The organism is Xenorhabdus sp. KJ12.1 (genome assembly GCF_963876495.1).
Lineage (GTDB): Bacteria > Pseudomonadota > Gammaproteobacteria > Enterobacterales > Enterobacteriaceae > Xenorhabdus > Xenorhabdus stockiae.
In genome coordinates, this window is the sequence record NZ_CAWNQH010000072.1 from 22,268 (window position 1) to 40,768 (window position 18,501).

General features: G+C 40.3%; 19 protein-coding genes. 18 read left to right on the forward strand and 1 reads right to left on the reverse strand.

Translation table 11 applies throughout. The annotated features are described in order from the left end of the window. The first annotated feature begins 5 nt into the window (after positions 1-5). The 10 genes from AACS92_RS11530 (at position 6) to AACS92_RS11575 (ending at position 9,874) form a co-directional block, all read left to right on the forward strand. Positions 6-1,325 (forward strand): TraB/VirB10 family protein, encoded by a 1,320-nt coding sequence (locus AACS92_RS11530; RefSeq protein WP_099108500.1) that lies wholly within the window; start codon positions 6-8, stop codon positions 1,323-1,325. Next, the gene (gene traV, locus AACS92_RS11535) at positions 1,325-1,912 is read left to right on the forward strand and encodes a type IV conjugative transfer system lipoprotein TraV (RefSeq protein WP_099108501.1); all 588 of its coding nucleotides are present in this window, start codon (positions 1,325-1,327) and stop codon (positions 1,910-1,912) included. The genes AACS92_RS11530 and traV overlap by 1 nt, the downstream gene beginning before the upstream one ends. A gap of 335 nt (positions 1,913-2,247) precedes the next feature. After that, positions 2,248-2,994 (forward strand): DsbC family protein, encoded by a 747-nt coding sequence (locus AACS92_RS11540; protein WP_099108502.1) that lies wholly within the window; start codon positions 2,248-2,250, stop codon positions 2,992-2,994. Positions 2,995-3,008: 14 nt separating this feature from the next. Then, positions 3,009-5,492 carry a type IV secretion system protein TraC gene (traC, locus tag AACS92_RS11545; RefSeq protein WP_099108503.1) on the forward strand — a complete coding sequence of 828 codons (2,484 nt, stop codon included), beginning with the start codon at positions 3,009-3,011 and terminating at the stop codon, positions 5,490-5,492. Further along, positions 5,492-5,767: a hypothetical protein gene (locus AACS92_RS11550; RefSeq protein ID WP_099108504.1), complete on the forward strand. Its 276-nt coding sequence runs from the start codon at positions 5,492-5,494 to the stop codon at positions 5,765-5,767. The genes traC and AACS92_RS11550 overlap by 1 nt, the downstream gene beginning before the upstream one ends. A 14-nt stretch (positions 5,768-5,781) precedes the next feature. Further along, complete coding sequence (locus AACS92_RS11555; RefSeq protein ID WP_241537866.1) at positions 5,782-6,312, forward strand: S26 family signal peptidase; 531 nt, start codon at positions 5,782-5,784, stop codon at positions 6,310-6,312. Then, on the forward strand, positions 6,306-7,565 hold the full coding sequence (locus AACS92_RS11560) for a TrbC family F-type conjugative pilus assembly protein (RefSeq protein WP_099108506.1): 1,260 nt from the start codon (positions 6,306-6,308) through the stop codon (positions 7,563-7,565). The genes AACS92_RS11555 and AACS92_RS11560 overlap by 7 nt, the downstream gene beginning before the upstream one ends. Then, positions 7,562-8,638 (forward strand): TraU family protein, encoded by a 1,077-nt coding sequence (locus AACS92_RS11565; RefSeq protein WP_099108507.1) that lies wholly within the window; start codon positions 7,562-7,564, stop codon positions 8,636-8,638. Before AACS92_RS11560 ends, AACS92_RS11565 begins: the two co-directional genes overlap by 4 nt. 146 nt (positions 8,639-8,784) lie before the next feature. Then, positions 8,785-9,057, forward strand: a complete 273-nt coding sequence (locus AACS92_RS11570; protein WP_099108508.1) for a DUF6966 domain-containing protein — start codon at positions 8,785-8,787, stop codon at positions 9,055-9,057. A 328-nt stretch (positions 9,058-9,385) separates the two neighbouring features. Continuing rightward, positions 9,386-9,874 carry an immunity 26/phosphotriesterase HocA family protein gene (locus AACS92_RS11575; RefSeq protein ID WP_099108509.1) on the forward strand — a complete coding sequence of 163 codons (489 nt, stop codon included), beginning with the start codon at positions 9,386-9,388 and terminating at the stop codon, positions 9,872-9,874. 263 nt (positions 9,875-10,137) lie between these two features. Here AACS92_RS11575 and AACS92_RS11580 read toward each other — a convergent pair whose 3' ends face one another. Then, a complete protein-coding gene (locus AACS92_RS11580; protein ID WP_099108510.1) occupies positions 10,138-10,860 on the reverse strand; it encodes an AcaB family transcriptional regulator in 723 nt (240 codons plus the stop codon). Between the two features lie 571 nt (positions 10,861-11,431). Between AACS92_RS11580 and AACS92_RS11585 the strand changes: the two genes are divergently transcribed. The 8 genes from AACS92_RS11585 (at position 11,432) to AACS92_RS11620 (ending at position 18,445) form a co-directional block, all read left to right on the forward strand. Further along, the gene (locus tag AACS92_RS11585; RefSeq protein WP_099108511.1) at positions 11,432-12,097 is read left to right on the forward strand and encodes a hypothetical protein; all 666 of its coding nucleotides are present in this window, start codon (positions 11,432-11,434) and stop codon (positions 12,095-12,097) included. 137 nt (positions 12,098-12,234) lie between these two features. After that, entirely contained in the window at positions 12,235-12,717 is a 483-nt protein-coding gene (locus AACS92_RS11590) for a phage protein NinX family protein (RefSeq protein WP_099108512.1), read from the forward strand. Positions 12,718-12,904: 187 nt separating this feature from the next. Continuing rightward, positions 12,905-13,414, forward strand: coding sequence for a hypothetical protein (locus AACS92_RS11595; RefSeq protein WP_099108513.1), 510 nt, complete (start codon positions 12,905-12,907; stop codon positions 13,412-13,414). A gap of 58 nt (positions 13,415-13,472) precedes the next feature. Further along, the gene (locus AACS92_RS11600) at positions 13,473-14,000 is read left to right on the forward strand and encodes a hypothetical protein (protein WP_099108514.1); all 528 of its coding nucleotides are present in this window, start codon (positions 13,473-13,475) and stop codon (positions 13,998-14,000) included. A gap of 52 nt (positions 14,001-14,052) precedes the next feature. Then, entirely contained in the window at positions 14,053-14,823 is a 771-nt protein-coding gene (locus AACS92_RS11605; protein WP_099108515.1) for a single-stranded DNA-binding protein, read from the forward strand. Between the two features lie 108 nt (positions 14,824-14,931). Further along, entirely contained in the window at positions 14,932-16,473 is a 1,542-nt protein-coding gene (locus AACS92_RS11610; protein WP_099108516.1) for a recombinase RecT, read from the forward strand. 67 nt (positions 16,474-16,540) lie between these two features. Continuing rightward, on the forward strand, positions 16,541-17,695 hold the full coding sequence (locus AACS92_RS11615; RefSeq protein ID WP_099108517.1) for a lambda-exonuclease family protein: 1,155 nt from the start codon (positions 16,541-16,543) through the stop codon (positions 17,693-17,695). 369 nt (positions 17,696-18,064) lie between these two features. Beyond that, complete coding sequence (locus tag AACS92_RS11620) at positions 18,065-18,445, forward strand: hypothetical protein (protein ID WP_099108518.1); 381 nt, start codon at positions 18,065-18,067, stop codon at positions 18,443-18,445. Positions 18,446-18,501 lie beyond the last annotated feature (56 nt).

Genomic DNA, 18,501 nt, shown 5'->3' on the forward strand with positions numbered 1-18,501 from the left:
TCGACATGGATAAACTAAAAGATATTTGGATTAATCTTGCTCCGAATAAAAAGCGCTGGGCATTATGGATTGGGATACTCGTTATCCTGATCCCTTTTCTCATTCTTCTGATGCCAGAGAATAATTCACCCCGCTTAAAAGCCAATAAAGAGCAGGTTATTCAGAACGTTTTGACAGACTCTGATACCACGGGAGTAAGCCAGAACGCTATCGCTGCTCGTCTCCGATCACTTGATGAAAGTATAAAAAGTGCCAATGCGTCAGTAGAGAGACTGACTAAATCTCTCGACCCAGACGCTTTAAATAGGCGTCTAAATACGATTGAAGCTGCTCAGAAGGCCGAATCACACGCACGAGCAAATATAAACAATCGTATTGATGCTCTGAACAGTAAAACCAGTGGTATCATTGCGGGAAAAAAGGATACTTATGTAGCACCTAAAGACGGAAAGATTGCCGTTTCGTCTGACGATACCAACAATAACGGCACTCTCCAGCGCGTTTATGAAAATGACTTTCCTCCAGAGCCTGCTGATTTTAATAATGAAGATATTAAAGGCACTAAAAATCAGGAAATAGAAACATCAATTCCTGATATCATAACGGTGCAGGAAGACATCAAAGATGACAATAAAGCGAATTCTGACGATGAACCAGCCTTCCAGACTTATCTCCCTGCCACCAGCATTATGAGCGGTGTCTTTATTTCTGGTATGGATGCACCGACCGCTCAGAACGCAAGGCAAGATCCCTATCCGGCTCTGATCCGTATCAAGAAAGACGCCATACTACCTAACCGCTTCCGTAGTGATATTCGTGAATGTGGGCTTTTGGTTGCTGGATTTGGTGATCTGTCTTCTGAACGTGGATACTTCAGGTCTGAAGTTATTTCATGTATCCGTGACGATGGTGCAGTATTTGAAGCAAATATTGACGCTTACGCCGTGGGTGAAGATGGTAAAGCGGGTGTACGTGGACGTCTCGTGACTAAACAAGGTCAATATCTGGCTAAAGCCCTGACAGCCGGTTTCCTGCAAGCAGCCTCTCAATTATTCAGTGTCCAGTCTATTCCGACGATCAACATTAATCGTGATGGTAATTCTGATAACAGTCCTTATCGTCAAGTAATGAACAGTCAAGCAATGCAAGGTGCTGCTATTGCAGGCATGGGTGGTGCTTTGAATCGTTTGGCTGACTTCTATATGAAAATGGCTGGCGATTTGTTCCCTGTCATTGAGATCGATCCGGGTCGCAGCGTTGACTTCATTGTACAAAAAGGTGTATTGCTGAAATTCAACAAAGTTAATAGTGTCGGGGGTAAATAATGAGCATGAAACACACTGTTTTAGCTCTGTTTGGAGCTATAAGTATTATAACACTCACTGGTTGTTCTGGGCTGGCGGGCGGCAATTCTGAGTATGGTTGTAAAGGTATGCCCAACTCGGTGACCTGTAAAAGTGTTAGTGAAGTTTATGAACTCACTGACGGTGATGACTATCAACAGCGTGTGAATTACGTATCCCAACAACAACTTGAAGGTAAAGATCCTAATATAAAGCGATCAAATGTCACCAGTAAAGAATCTGGCCCTTTGGTGAGCAGTGGTGCGCCTTATATACCGGTTCCACAGCCAGCAGCAAACCCCCAACCTATCAGAACACCTTCGCAAGTTATGCGTGTTTTGGTTGATCCTTACGAATCAGCAGATGGTGATTTAAACGTACCGGGTTATGTCTACACTGAGATTGAACCACGCCGCTGGGAAGTGGGTGCAACACGAGCGACAACTATCCAGCCGATTATTCGTCCGATGCAAGCACCGGTCAGTTCTGAATTCAATAGTCGTAAATCAACTTCCACTCAGACACAGACTAAAAACGCTTCAGCGAATACAAACGCTAACAAAAAATAAGCCGAAAAAACACTCAAAACGATGCAATATTGTTAATATTTTTTGAATAATTAGTAAATAAAGGGGTTGTTAACACAATCTCTTTGCTATTTTTGCGATTTATACCCTATGATTGGTAGTACAGTGTTCACCACACCACATTGTTTGTATCCAGCAGCAACGTTCCCCGCGTTGTGGAAAACCCACCAAGCTGAAAAAATGCAAGCAGGAGTTCGCTGTGAAACCCGTCTGTTGTACAGACGGGTTTTCCCCCACAAAACGTCCCCTTTTTCTCTACTGCTTTCTTAACTACTTGTGGAACAATGCTAGTTCTATTCGTGGAGAGAGAGAGAACTATGTCATTTCAAAAGTGTTTTTTAACCATCTCCTTACTCGCTGGTTTTGTTACTCATGCTTTTGCCGGAACAGGATCGTCAACCGATACTGTATTCACCGAAAATGCATTAAAAGCAGCACCAAAAAACTCAATTCAACCGAAAAGATTTGTTGTACCAACCAACGGACTTATTGCTCTAGATATTGATGATAATCTGAATGTTATGACATCTAATGGACGTTTCGTCTTGAAAGGTTATCTATATGATACTTGGGCAAAAAAATCACTGAATAACTTCGAAGAAGTTACCAAATATGCGTCAATTATCCCACTAAAAGAACTCAATCTGAAAGTTGCAGATCTACAACCTGCTGTTTGGGGAAATGGGCCTGAGCAAGTCATGATTTTCACTGACCCTAACTGCACATACTGCCACGCCGTTCTTAAAGAATTAGCTGACCTCGATCCAAAAAAATACTCCGTTAATGTTATTTCTCTGGGTGCTCTTGGTGAGGAAAGTAAAAAACGCAATCAGGAACTGTATTGCGCTAGTGACCGTTACCGCGCTGACAGGGCCATTATATCTGGTGACAGTACGACTAAGTTCGAGCAGGTTAAGGATTGCGATCAAACCTCTATGATCCGCCGGAACATTACTGCGCAAGTGTTGGGTGTGAGTATGGTTCCATTCATTATTCGTCATGATGGAAATTACAGTATCGGTAAACCAGCTCAGGGACTGAAAGCTTATCTCGAATCAAAATAGTTCTGAGGGAAAATATGAGCGAATCAATAATTGTTCAGCGGCTAAAAGGTATTAAGCGATTTTCCGAGGTATGCCCAGTCAGAGCATATGATGAAGATAATCGTATTTTCATGCTGGACAACAAAACTGTTGGCTTCGGCTTCGTTTGTCGTCCGCTTTCGGGAACCAGTGGTAAAGAAATGCAGCAATTGCAAACACTGCTTTCTTCTAACTTCCCTGCAAAGACTATCGTGCAAACCGATCTGATTGCTAGTCCAAATATCGTGAAAAAAATAAATCAAATGGATTTCCTTCGTATCAATTGCGCTGATCCCATTTTGAAAAACGCGATTAATAATCGCTCTGAATTTCTTCTTCACAGCACAGATTACCCAATGAAAGGTACAGGTACTCGTGTGCGCGATTGTCTACTAGTTTACACTGTAAAAATACCAGTGAAAAATGAATATGACATCAAAGAAGAAGAACTGAATTTAGTTAATGAATTCAGAAACAGTTTTGATACCACTTTGGGTATTATCGGTCTTGCTCCTTCTCCTTTAACTCGCGAAATCTACATTGACATTCTTACCTCAATTCTCAACCAAGGTGGTAATGCAAGCTGGCGGGACCGTTCACCTGTTCAGGTTCAGGACGATCTTTATATTTCCGACCAGTTACTTGATCCAGACCGTTCTTTTTTTGTCAGATCGAAATACGTCGGCATCGGAAACCCGGAAGATGAAAACCAGCGCGGTGAAAGACCTACAAATACAACATTCATTAAAACCCTCAGTGCCAAAAAACTACCAAAAAGCTTCTGGCCGGGACAGGCTCAATACTACCTTGGCGATTTGATGAGTGGTGCAACCGGTATCAAAAGCTCATGTATTCTCTCAATGAGCCTCATTTTCTATGAGCAGCAAAATGCAAAAACTAAGTTTACGCAGAAGCGTACTTGGGTGGTTCAGCAAACTGATGGACCAATGGTCAAATGGATTCCATCCTTAAAAACCATTCGAGAAGGCTATGATTTGTTAAGTGATAAGCTTGATAGTGGCGAACCTATTTGCAAAGCAAAATTTTCAGTAACCATCTTTTCTAATTCAAAAGATGGAGTTTTCCGTGCGACACAGGAAGCGGCAAGCTATCTGAACACGTATCAGTTTAAAATGATCCCTGATACCAATTTCGTCTGTCCTATTTTTCTCTCTACCTTACCTATGTTTAACGAAGCTTCCGCAGAGAAAGTAATGGGAAGATACCGCACGTTGGCACTAAGCGAGGCTTTAGTGCTAACACCCCTTTATGCTGATTGGCAAGGTACGCGTAACCCTGCCCTTATGCTCACATCACGTTCAGGTCAGGTTCAAATGCTTGACCTGTTCGACTCCGATACAAACTATAACGCCTATATTGCAGCCGAATCAGGTTCCGGTAAGTCATTTCTGGCTAACTACATTATTACAGCTTACCGAAGTCTCGGCGCTAAAGTGTGGTGTATTGATGTCGGTGATTCGTATAAAAATATCTGCGAGACGTATGGTGGTGATTATCTTGACTTTCACCCCGACAAAAAACCCTGTCTGAATTTCTTCGAACTTATTGAAGATTATTTCGGTGAAGATCCGAATAACGAAGACGGTAACGGAGAGGAAGACTTGATTATCGGTCTTCTGACTATAATGGCTGCGCCTCAGAAGGGGTTGGACGACTTTCAGACTGCCCGATTAAAAGAACACGTAGCTAACCTTGTGCGTGAGCACGGGAAAAAAACGACTGTTGATATGGTTGCTAAATCATGCCTTAGCGATGAAGATCAACGTGTAAAAGATATCGGCTCACAGCTTTATCCATTTACCAGTGCCGGACAGTACGGGAAATACTTTGTTGGCAAAAACAATATCGACTTTAAAAATCCGTTCACGGTACTTGAACTTTCCCGTCTGGAAAGTTCTGAGCACTTAAAACAGGTTGTTCTGCTACAGCTTATCTACCAGATCCAGCAAGACATGTTCCTCGGCGACCGTTCCCAAATGAAAATTGTTGTTATTGATGAAGCGTGGGCGCTTCTCAAAGGCAATATCGGCGAATTCATTGAGAAAGGCTACCGACGTTTCCGTAAATATAAAGGTGCGGCCATCACGATTACCCAATCTGTCAATGACATTTATAAAGATGGTGTAGGTAAAGCAATTGCAGATAACTCCGCGTTTATGCTGCTTCTCGGTCAAGGTGAATCTGCAATCAATGAAGCCCAAAACAACAAGCGACTTGCTCTGGATGATGCTGGTTATCGCTTTCTGAAGACAGTTAGATCAAGTAGTGGCGTCTATTCCGAAGTGTTTGTTATTTCTAAATCTGGTCAGGGCATTAGTCGATTGATAGTTGATCCGTTCTCTCTGCTGCTTTATTCGACTAACCCCGATGATGTTTCTGAAATCAAACGTAAGAAGGATACAGGATTAACAACTGAACAAGCTATCAATGACATTTTGAAAGATAGAGGAATGCGCTAATGTTCAAATCGGCTGTTATTGCGTTAGTTTGCGGGTTCATTGGTGCCGCCCTTTATGGGCGGTTTTTCCCCGCGCAATCCCCATACGACTATATTGCTGTTGCTAAATACACTGATGATGCAGGTAATATTCTTCCACCAGCACAGCTCGCACTAATCAAACGCAGAGCTGATCAAATGGCACAATCTGGCTATATCATTTTAAATTCGTCATCTATGTATTCATTCCCTTCGGAATTGGCAGTACCACAGTCTGTCGTGACGAACACCAAATAATGGAGGGATTAGTCGTGGCGAAACAATTTATTAATTCGATGTGGCGAAAAATATATAAGCAAAAACGGCCTTGGAAAAAACAGGCTGTACTGATGTTTCTTGTGGCCGTCGTGTCTGCTCCTACAAGCCTTTATCTTATGAATCGATACCAATTTGCTATCGATCCACAGAACAACCAATGCCTCCCTCCCTATCGTATTTATCTTGTGGATAAATTTGATAAAACGCCTATTCGCGGAAAACCTTTTGCTTTTACATCTCAATATATTCGGGTCTACGGAAAAGGAATCAAAATAGTTGATGCTGTGCCGGGCGATTTTGTTTCTGTCACACCAGAAGAAACAACGGTTAATGGTTCTATGGTCGGTGAAGAATTACAACTTGCCAAAGAATCCGGCCATAGTGAACAGGAACTTACCCGCAGTGGGAAAATACCCGAAGGTCGAATTTGGTTGATGGGACGCACAAAGCTAAGTTTCGACTCCCGTTACTGGGGATCGATATCTCAAGATCACGTACTTGGACGAGCTTACCCACTATGGTAAAAAAAAACTTTTATAAGGCATCCTTAATCGCAGCTATTTTGTTTACCAGCATGGTGGTATTTGCAGATAGTAACACTCTGCCTGTAAGGCCAAGCGCGCACATTGAGCCATCAAATCTACCTCAACAGCCTGTTCCACTCACAGATAAAGAACGTCTTGATCTCGATGCTTTAATCAAAGCAGCCAAAACTAAGCAGGCTGAATACGAAAAAAAATCTAGTGAGACTGTACGGGCCAATCGTCAGAAATTAGGCGAAATGCCAGAGCCAAAAACTGAGCGTGATGTTATCACTGACGCCGTTACTGGTGCTATTTCTGAGGCCGATATTGCTGATCGCGAACAAAACAAAGTGATGGGTGATTTTTATTACATCCTCGTTTCATCATCCCTTTCTGATGATGAGTTACGTTATATCCTCTCGCAGTATAAAGACAGGAATGATGTAGCGCTCGTCATTCAGGGTGTTAAGGATAAGAACAACATCCTGAGCGAGTTGACTCATTGGCAGCAACTTGTGCTCAATTCAGGCAGTAGTGCCCCTGTTAACCTCGATCCAACCATCTTTAAAAGCTACAACGTCACTTCGGTTCCAACCATTATCCATGAGAAGGACGGTAAGCTGGTGGCCCGTGTTTCCGGAATATCTAACGTTTCATACCTAAAAGATAAAAAAGGTAACCTCGGTACAGCTGGTCCGATTAAAGATATCAGTGAAATCAACCTGCTTGATATCATTGAAGAACGAATCAAGAATCTCGATTTTGATAAAATGAAAACAGATGCGTTGGATAATTACTGGAAAAAACAAAAATTTTCAACATTCCCAGATGCGTTAGAATACCGCCAGAAAACGATTAATCCAAGTGTTATTATACCACAAGATATCGTTGCCCCTAATGGTCAAGTTATTGCGAAGAAAGGCCGTATTAATCCTCTGGAGGTCATTCCTTTCCGGTTAAAGCTGATCTTTTTTGATGCACGCAGCGACTGGCAACGTCAGATTGCTAAACGTGAGTATCAGAACGCAAAATCGGGTATCCAACCCATCCTTATCACTACCAATGTGTACGGTGATGGATGGCAGACATTCCAAGATGCAACACAGATGTATGGTGAGAAAAGCCGATTGTATATGATCCAACCGGGTATGTCTGAACGGTTTGGTGTTAGTGCCCTGCCTAGTATCGTCACATCTAACGGGTCGCAATACATTGTCGATGAATATCCAAAAGATGAGGCCGATAAAAAATGAGAGTGAAACTATCGTGTTTAAAATTAGCTTTAGTCACAGTTGTGACAACAGCTACATTTATCTTTTCTGCCAGTGTCATAGCTGCTGATAATCCAACCGATACGCAATCAGAAAATGAGGTGTGTCGTGATAATAAAATCCTCTCATCAAAGATTTTTACAGATGTCTGCTGGTCTTGCATATTCCCGATAAAAGTGGCTGGCGCAACACTAGGCCCATCTGGTCAAGTTCCTGATAATGCTGCATCCGGAAAATTATGCGCCTGTGCGGATGGCCTCGGTGTATATCATCCCGGAATTCTGTCCGCAATGTGGGAACCTCGGAGACTTATTGAACTTACCAGAACACCGGGTTGTATGTCGTCATTAGGTGGAGCCAAATTAAAGCTAGGTAATGAGTTACAGTATGGCCCACAGACTGATGGTGCTCAGGACGAACGGCTTCGCTCTTCAATCAGCTTCTATAATGCTCACATGTACGCAATGCCATTATTGCGTATGCTAGATTTGTACCTCCCGGGCGACTGTAATGCTGACCCATACTCAGACTTCGACATTATAAGCTTTACTGAAATTGATCCTACATGGAATAACACCACGTTGGCATTCTTCCAAAACCCTGAATCAGCAGCTGTAGCTAACATAATCGCACAACAGGCTTGTGCAGTGGAAGCTACGGCTCAGTTCGCTGGTACTCAGCCACAAACCTCATTATGGTGGTGTGCAGGCTCTTGGGGGGGGCAATATCCTCTGACGGGATCTATCAGAACTATGGACACATCACGGACGACAAGCCTCGCGGCCACTCGTAAATTGGCTGTAGAGCATCGCCGAGGGTTGGCTTATCGTTCAGTAGGGGATGACGTTACATGTCGTGCCAAAATCTACCCGACAATCCCTAAACAGCAATATAAATTAAACATGTTTTATCCAACACCTGAGACTAAAAAGGGCCATTTCATCGGTGAGTCTCCTTATAAGTGGCAAGGAGGAATGTTCCGCTATCCAACTGGTATGGGACAGGATTCTGTCTATATGATTTTTCAGTGGAGTGATTGTTGTAGGACACTATAGTTTATATATTAAAATATACCAATGAAAATATATGTGGGTAACGTCGGAATACAAAAAAATTTCTATTCTGGTGATACAGAACAAATAGTCATAACGGCTCCTTGGGATGTAAGAGATATGAACGTTATAGAAAAAGGGGTGGTAAAATGACACAGAAAATAAAAAAAATCCTCAAAGAAATATCAACTCTACTCGGTCACAATATGGAAATTAGTTGGTCTCGCTATATTGATAAATTACGTTACCGAATGGATTTAGAACCTGATAACGCGATTATTGATATAAAAGCCCTTTTTGGTGGCATGGGTTCACTAAGTGATCTGGTTCTTAGTAAAGATGGTAATCCATTAGTGCATGAGAATAATAAGCTAGATGAGTTAAGAAAAAATCTATACGAGTTATGTTCATCATATAACTGAGTAAGTTAAACGTAACAGCCGGAAAGATCCTCCTTTCCGGCTTTATTCTTTTTAAGAGCAACTCATTCTTTGCCCCTATTTGCTGTTGCAATCGCCGATCAGTTCCCGCATTAGTAGCTTAATTTCACTGAGCTGATCTTGATGGCGCTGGTACTGCTGCTTAATAGTTCGGATAGTATGGCAAAGGCTCCCCTCGACGTTTTGGATTCACGGTGATGGGCGGAGCAGATGGAAAGGCTATTTAATATAGCTGATAATAAAAAGTCACTTAAAAAATTAAAGATGCTTATAATAGCAAGAAAGTTGGCTCTGGCGGGAGAATATGTAAATGAGTGATTTTAAATTCTGGGGTTGGGGGGTAAAACCGAGGACAATGCTACGCTTTGTAAAGTCCGGAGATATATTTTGTTTTAAATTAGATGAGGAAAGATATTGTTTTGGTCGGATTATATCTAAAATAATCACCGGGCATGTCGCTGAAATATTCGATTTTACTGCCAACAAACCCGAAATAACAGAGAATGATATATCTGAAAGAGTTATCCCACCTATTGTAATTGATACATATTCTCTATTTGATAAAAAAATAGAAAAAGGGAGCGACTGGCGAATTATAGGTCATCAATATAATTATGTTCCCAAAAATGTGGGTGATGTATTTTTTGTCTATGGCATAGAAAATTCTTGTAAAAAAGTTGATATATTTGATATTGAAACCAATATATCTGAGAAAGACACAGAGAATTATCCTCGCTTGAGTCCTAATGGCGACTGTCAGATTAAATCTTTATTAATCAATAAACTGAAAAGAAACTAAATCCTCTCGGTTCTTTATTCACGCAATCCACGACACAAGTGATGTAATTTAGTTCTGTTAGTGATTTGTGATAGTTAGCAATAGATCAGATCGTTAAATTTTGACTGAATTACTTTTTCTTTATTTTTCCGATAGTTATTCTTAAGGAATGTAATAACTCATCTCAATTATAGACTTTGGCGTTAACTATCATGACAATGGGACTACTAATACAGCTTGACGTAATCCCTAATGTGAGAACTTATTTCCCAATTCTGACGTTTCTATGCTTCATTCTTTTCTGTGATTAGCTCATCAGACTGAGCTAAATCATCTTCAACCATTTTGAGATTTTTTTCCTCTGTAGCTACCTGATTACCAGTATCTGCGATTTCTGTACCAGTCATCTTATCGAGTTTTTCCACAGAACTCTGCGCGTGAGTTTTGATAGTTTTCGACAAATTCTGAATATTAGTGCTTAGGCGTAATTTGGTGTCTTCCACTTCATCTGCCGGTGCCAATGCGTTCAAATAGGCTTGATCCAACATAGTGACCATCAGGTCGTAACGTTTAAATAGCTGGATAAGTCGAGTTGCTTCTGGTGTACGTGTGGCCGTCTCAAATTCACGCGGATGGGTATATTTTACATCAGCCACATCACCTGCATTAGCAATCATTTGAGACAATGCATCAACTCCAACGTTAATTTCTTTCATCGGAATATCAAATGCTGCATCAATCGCTTTTTTTGTCGATGCTGAAATACCACGCTGACCCAAGCGCTCCAGACGAGTTGTGTTGATCATGATGTTGAAAAGCGCTTGTGATGTATTATTGAAATGTCGGGTGTATAGGCGGATGGCTTCCTGCGTTTTTAATGTGAATTTGTGCTCTACCTCTGGATTAGAGAATGGAGTCCTTTCACGTTCTACGTTTCGTACCCGGCGAGCCGACTTCTTTATATTTTCATTATTTGTATTGTTGGGTTTTCTTTGAGCTTCAGTCATTTCACTTCCTCACGTTAGATTTCTTTATTACATGGGTATTTAGTCACGCCAAAACCCAAAAGTCATTAAAAAAACAGACCATTTTGTCGTTAAAAATTGGATTTTTATTGCATAGCTTGTAATTCTGGATTAGTCTGCTTTTACCTAGCTGATGGTACTCAGCACAACATATAAATAACTTTCTGAAAATCCTGATTTTAACTTAGCGTGACTACCCCGCCCTCCTTCAAAAAGACAATTTCTTTTTGGTCAGGATTTCTTGTGCCTGAAAAATGGCCTATCGAGCACCTAGATGTGTTTTAGCCTCGGCTTAACATGTCATTTTGCTACCCTTACGAGGGAATTTTTGGTTCTCAATCCAAACCAATAAATTGAAAACTTCATCATAACCTCCTGTACGTAATCTGCTACTGTGACCAGACTTCGTGCTTACTGCACAGTTTTATCACTCTCCTAAACTTTCACTCTTAATGCTTGCTTCCTCACGTTGCTTTTGCATTTTTTGTGTTTTTTTAGATCCGTGGCCGGACTTCGTACTTTAATGTCTATTAAATATATCAAGGTATCTCTCATGACTCATGACACAATGGCTTATGTTTCTATTGCTATGTTCGCAATGCTGTTTTATCGCTTTTCGTACATCCGTTTTTTAGCTCCTATGTGGGTAATCTTGTTCGTTATAACAACTGATCGTGCTGTAACTACATATGGCTTAGTCACCATTCTGATGTTTGCAGTCGTTCTAATGTTTTTCGTACTTGATGAGATTCGCACCGCTCAGAAAAAAGCAGCTAAAAATCGCAGTAAGGATCAGGATGATGATGTTGTCTCTATTTTCGAAGAAGATGAAGACGATGAAAATTCTGATTTACCGCGCATGTATGCCTTACGTGATGATGAATCACCTAAGAAATCCGCTAAACCAAAAAAATCTCAACTCACAATTTATGAAGGTTCTCTGTTAGACCACGGCATTGCTCCATATAAGGATGATGCTAACAACGACAGATCTTACTTTGTCGATTGTGATGGAAAAAAGGTCTGGGGTTTTGGTTTGCAAGACGCAATCCAAAAATGCGGTGCCGAAATAGGAGATAAAATCCGTTTCTGGAAAAAAGCAGAAATGAGAACGTCTAAAGCTAGAGTTTTAGATAGCAATGGCGAAGTGACTGGCTATCGTAATTTGTCTCAGGACAAACGTCGCGGAATCTGGGTCATGGAAATTGTTTCTGATTAATATTGTTTACCTTAACTATCACAAATATAAACCCGGTCATTTGACTGGGTTTTTTAATTTTTGGTATCTCTAATAAACCTTAATGTCCTAATTAACTATATTAATTTTCTGCAAATTCCATAGAGGATGAATACCAAATGAGAATCGCAGTCGAAAACTTAAAGCATATAGCATTAGATTACGCAGTAGCTAAATCTTCAGGCTTCATTGTTCGTATCATGAATAAAGTCAATGGTGAGACACCAACTCAATTCTTTAATACAACACTTGAAGCATCTAAAGATACTCGAATCATTATATTGAACCCAATGACTAACGTATTGCTTGAATGTCGTGACGGTAAAGTGCTCAGTGCATACTCTCCGAGCAGCTTATGGCAATATATGGGTGTAGCCATCAGTTCATACGAAATGAGTATTATTAAGAATAACAGCGGTTATAGTGCTACATCTTGCTTAAAAGGCAAACAGGTTTTCTGGGCTACTGGTGAAACACATTTAGAAGCTGCATGTCGTCTTCTGATTATCCTGAGTACTGGAAGCTTTGTTGATATTTACGAACCTGCCATATTGAATCATACGTCTGTCAAAGGTCTGTATAAAGTATCAGAGACGAATTGATACGATACTTATTCGATAGTTCGGTGCCCTACTCGGTGTCGGGCTTTTTTTAGATACGTCGAAAAAGGTATTTTTCCTCATCTGAGGAATCCAGTGTATTCAGGCACTTTCTCCTGAATGTTGCACCTACAAATATCTTAACTCATTTCAAATTTATCAAATCTATTAAATATATAAGGATCTTACTATGAACTATGAAATGCTCATTTCAGAAGGTGTTATTAATTCTCGCGGATATATTATTTCTGATGCATGTAAATGCCCTTCTTGTGGTTCTGCTGCTAGTTATCGTTTTTATGATAGCTATTATAGCGGTTGCTTGAACGAGCAAAAGTCCGTCGATTGCCCAACGTGTCATTATCATTCCTGTGATGATGATGGTTGTAATATCTGTGAGAACATATTCAATGAAAAAGCCGGGCTTGAAATTGCTCGTTTTTACGGAATTACCAGTCGAATTGATGCCAATATTTTCTTGGCAAAAATCTTAACCGACCTCATGGTTATTCTTGCTAAGGTCAAACTTGGTGATTTATCTGTTGCTATGTTGGATGAAATTCATTCGTGCGCTGATAAAGTTATTAATTTTGACCACACTGAATATGCAAACCTTCCTTTATCTAAGGAAACAAAAAATTCTATTTCATCAATGTTACACGAATTAAATGAGCGAATTCATTGGTCTGATAGTTATTAAATAATCCTTTCTAACTCTTCTAAATATATAAATTTATAAAATATACAAGGATTCTACTATGAACTATGAAAGTCTGACGTTTGAAGGTGTTATTAACTCTCGCGAATATATTATTCCAGATGAACGTAAATGTCCTTCTTGTGGTTCTACCGCCAATTATCGTTTTTATTATAGCTGTTATAATGGTGGTCTGAACGAGAAAAAGTCTATCGATTGTCCAGTGTGTAATTATCATTCCTGTGGTGATGATGGTTGCCGTATCTGTGAGAACAAATTCGATGAAGAAGCCGGGCTTGAAATTGCCCGTTTTTACGAAATTACCAGTCGAATTGATGCCCATATTTTCTTGGCAACAATTTTAACTGATCTCATGGTTATTCTTGCTCACGTTAAAATTGGTGACTTATCTGTTGCGATGCTGAATTCTATTGCGATGCTGGATGAAATTCATTCGTGTGCTGATAAAGTTATTAATTTTGACCGTACTGAATATGCAAACCTTCCTTTATCTAAGGAAATAATAATTTCTATTTCCTCAATATTACACGAGCTAAATGATCGAATTCATTGGTCTGATAGTTATTAAATAATCCTTTCTAATTTTTCTAAATATATAAACTTATCAAGAGGCACAAATCATGTTTTCTAAAGCAACTTTGATTGGTGTTGTTGGTATTGAACCAAAATATAAAGCTGCCGCTAATGGAAAAGATTCAATAATCTATTTCCGCCTAGGCTGTGAAGTATTCACCAATTCAAAGAAAATAACTGAATGGTACATAATTAAGGCTTTCGGTCGTGTTGCAGATTATTTGTATCAGACCATCCAAAAAGGCTCATTTGTGTTTCTAGAAGCTTCTATACGAAATAAACGTTGGATGACTCAGGATATTGAACATCATGGTATTGAATTTCATGCCTTCACTGCTCGTGTAGTGTCTAATGCTGATATTAAGCATAATACACACAATGATGCAGTACAGGCTCCTGATGCTTCATTAGAATTGCCTTTCCCAGAAATGGAAAAGGTTGAAGCTATCCCTGTTGCACAGCCTAAACTGTCACTTAAGCCTCTAACTGCTGAAGAAGCTTATCGGGCAGCAAATCGTTTACGTCTGATGTTTGAAGCACAAAGACAACGTATCGCTAATTTAGCTGCAAATGTACCTACCAAGGATATAGAGTCCGAACCTGAGAAAATCCCTGCTGTTCCGGGATTTATTGGGGAACAATCCTCACCCGTTAATTCTTACCCTTCCACTCCTGTTAAGGATCTTTCCCCATCCGGAAATACCATGACAGATAAACTGCTTAACGCCAAAAACTCGTTAAACAGTTCAGGTGGTCGGACTTTGAATTTTGGTGGTAGATACGCTCAGATTCGTGGTAATTGCTCAAACAAGCAATAAACGTTTCTTTAATCAAACCAAGCCTGTAAGAGCCACTCAATGAGTGGCTTTGGCTTTTATTTATCATCGATAAAATTTTATAAATATATATAAATGAGGAAATATATAATGGGTTACAACAATAAAAACCGTAGGGCATATAAAGGTAAGAATGATGGTTATCGTAATAAAAGCAATATCAATGAAATTGCTCAGTTAGATACCGTTACCAGACATCTTGTATCTCTGAAAAATGATTTTGAGGCTGCGGCAACATGGAATCCGACACTTTCATTTTCAAAAGAAAGTGTTTTCGCGAAACATGCTATCAACAACAATCCCTACCTCACCAGTCTAGCTTTGATGAATCTCAAATCATTTGAGGTTGCATTTCTCCAGCTCGCTACAAGCGGTTTAACACTCGACCCAGCGCAAAGGATGGCTTACCTCGTTCCTCGCATGAACCGAGTATTCCTCGACGTGTCGTACATTGGTTTAAGTCGCATGGCTACCGATGAAGGCTTGTGTGAGGATATTGTTGTAGAACTGGTATTCGAGAAAGACCATTTTAAATCTAATGGTCGTCGCCAAAGCCCTGAGCACAGCTTTGATCCATTCGCGAATAAGGGTGATCTACTACTCACTACTATTGATGAAGGCAAAGTTGGTGATAGGGGACATTTCAGAGGTGTTTATGTCGATTACCGTATGAAAAATGGCCGTAATCTTGTTTATTTCCTGACAAAATCAGAGTTAGCTTCTGCCCGCGCTGTATCTGAAACATGGAAAAGTGTTGATGAGCGCAAAGCATCTCCGTGGGTCCGCTTTCCGTGGGCTATGGTTCGCAAATCAGCTATTAAGCAGACTATCCATCAGATTCCCGGTAATCGTACTCGTGTTGCAAGCATCATCGACTATCTGAACAAAGATGGTGGTGAAGGTTTTCGTGACAAAAACGCTACACCAGTTGAAGCAGCTGAATATGAAATGTCTGCTCGTCATGCTGCAAAACATCATGATGTTCAACCAGATCAGTCTACTCAAACACCGACACAAAACGCTGCATCAGGCAACGTTTATGAGGGTGAAGTTGTTCATACCAATAAACCAGAAGCGAAAACTGAAGAATCCGTTAAAAACGATCAGGTTCAACCAGATCCATCAAACAATGCCACTGTAACACCAACTCAAAATACCGAGTCTGATGTTAAAGCTGAGGATATGTCTGATGTACCGGGTGTTCGCCTGACATCAAAACGTCGCATTGATAAGCTCGTAAAACGCGTTGCTAAAACGATGGCTTACGAAACAACAATTGCTGAAGTAAAAACTGCGTTTCAGTTTAATGACAGTGAAATTAAGCTCGCTCTTCACTGTATTGAAGAATCACGCCGTAATCTCTTGCAATCAAAATTAACTGAAGCTGTTAACAAATGTGATTTCACAGATGTTGAAAACTTCGTTAATAAACTCACAAATAGTGAATTCAAGCAGAAGTCTCATGATTTCGTTCAAAAGGTACAAAATGAAACGAATTCCATGCGCACTCTCTATGATGAAGCTATCAAGACAAATAATTTTTCCGCTGTAGATACGGCTATTGAAAAAATTTCCTTCAAACCATTAAAAACGGTTTTGTCTGAAATTATTTCTGCCGCAAAAGCAGCTTAACAAAAACAAACCGGCACTATTGGCCGGTTTTTAATTTAAATATATAAATTTATTAAAAGGTGAACTCATGAATTCAGTGATGGTTGTTGTTGATGTTGAACAAGGCACTCCTGAGTGGCTTGAATGGCGTAAAACTGGTGTTACTGCTACATGTGCTCCTATTCTTATGCGTGTCAAAGAAGCAACCAAAACACCATATCAATTGTATCTACAGTACATTGGCTTGCTTGAACCGGAAGATCTATCAGTCATTCCGCAAGTTCGCGCAGGTAAGCTCAATGAGCCTCTTGCACGCGCTTGGGCTGAAGAAAAATATGGTCAAATTAGCCAGCCTCTGTGTGTCAGTCATCGTGATTATCCTTACATGATTGCGTCACTGGATGGTCAGTTTGATGACATGAATCTCCTTGAAATAAAAAATCTATCAACGCAAAAGCATTTGGATATCCTGAAAAACAAAGAATACTCGCTAGAATTCAGATATTATTTCTGGCAAGTACAGCACCAACTCTTCGTTACTGGAGCACCCGGTGCTTATCTGCTTTTCTGGTCAGCTAAAGACGAGCCTATCGTGTTTTATATCAAGCCAAATATCGGCGTTCAAGAAGAGCTTCTTAAGCGTTCGACATCATTCTTCGATTCAGTTAAATGCAAGGTTGCCCCAGTTTTTAACACAGAAAAAGATGTTTTGCTTATTGAAGATGCAGAGATACTAAAACAAACTCTCGGCTTTTACGTGCCCGATGATCTTGATGTTCGCATGTCAGCCCTTCGTGGCCACACCGCAGCACTTGAGAAAGCTAAAGCAGAAGTTGAACGTCTCGAAAAATTAACAAAAGCAGACATTGCTGGTCTTGCTGATTCCTTGGGCTTTCGACCAGAAGATCTTGTTCGTATTGACGGCTTCGGCATCCGTTATATCGAAAGTGTCGCAAAAGGAACTACCAACTGGAAAAATCTGGCTAAAAAACTCGATCCTAATGTAGATCCAGCTCAACATCCAGATTGCGTAAATAATGATAGGAAAATATACAAACTTACAACCTACGAATACGTGCCTACATCATCAGACACGATAGCCGTAGCTGTACCTGACGCTGTAAAACAGTCTCCGCGTGTTTTCGTCCCTGATACACAAAACATTGTGTCTCAAACGTCTATATTGGAAACTAATCATGCTCAGGAAAAAATGAGTGAATCCAAAGGTATCTTGGTTTTCTGATACCTTTTAACCCTGCTTCGGCAGGGTTTTTTTATCTTGACCAAAAGCTTATAGTCCTCTATCTTAGCTTTGCGGTTAGTCCGCTTAACTTCCGGCTTATGCCCTTAAAATCACCTTTATAACTTCGGCCACCAGCCACCTCAGACAGAAGCTAGACTTCCGTCTTTACGGTTTCCCTACGTCTATACATACAGAATTCGATGGCTCGATGCCCTATGCGGCGTCGGGCTTTTTTATGTGCGTCGAAAAAGGTGTTTTTCCTCATCCGAGGAATCCAGTGTGTTCAGGCACTTTCTCCTGAATGTTATATCCATTAAATAGGTTAAATCATATTGAATATCTAAATATTTAAATATATCGGGAGTCATCATGACTAAATTCATCAATCTTACCACGTACCTTGCCAGCAATGAGCAACGGGACATGGGTGTAATTGACGTTGATGGAAACGTTGCATCAGCTCTGACTGAATACCTAGTTTTTCATTCACCCCCTGAAAAGGGTGAAATGCTGGAAAAAGCGAATGTTATCGCTGATATCGCATCCAATTTGAGTATTGAACATGATACATCTAACGTTTTAATTAACGCTAAATCGTTCTTTATTCCTACTCTAGTTGCTGCTTTACAGAAACGAGGATTAACTCCTTTCATTACATTTGCTCAGCGTTCCACACGCTTTCAAGAAGGAAAGATAATGAGTAAGGACTATGTACATAAGTCGCTTGTCGATTGTACTCCTGAATCATAATTATATGGCTCCAAATAGTTAATTAAATCCACAATACAAATATCCCAAATCTACTA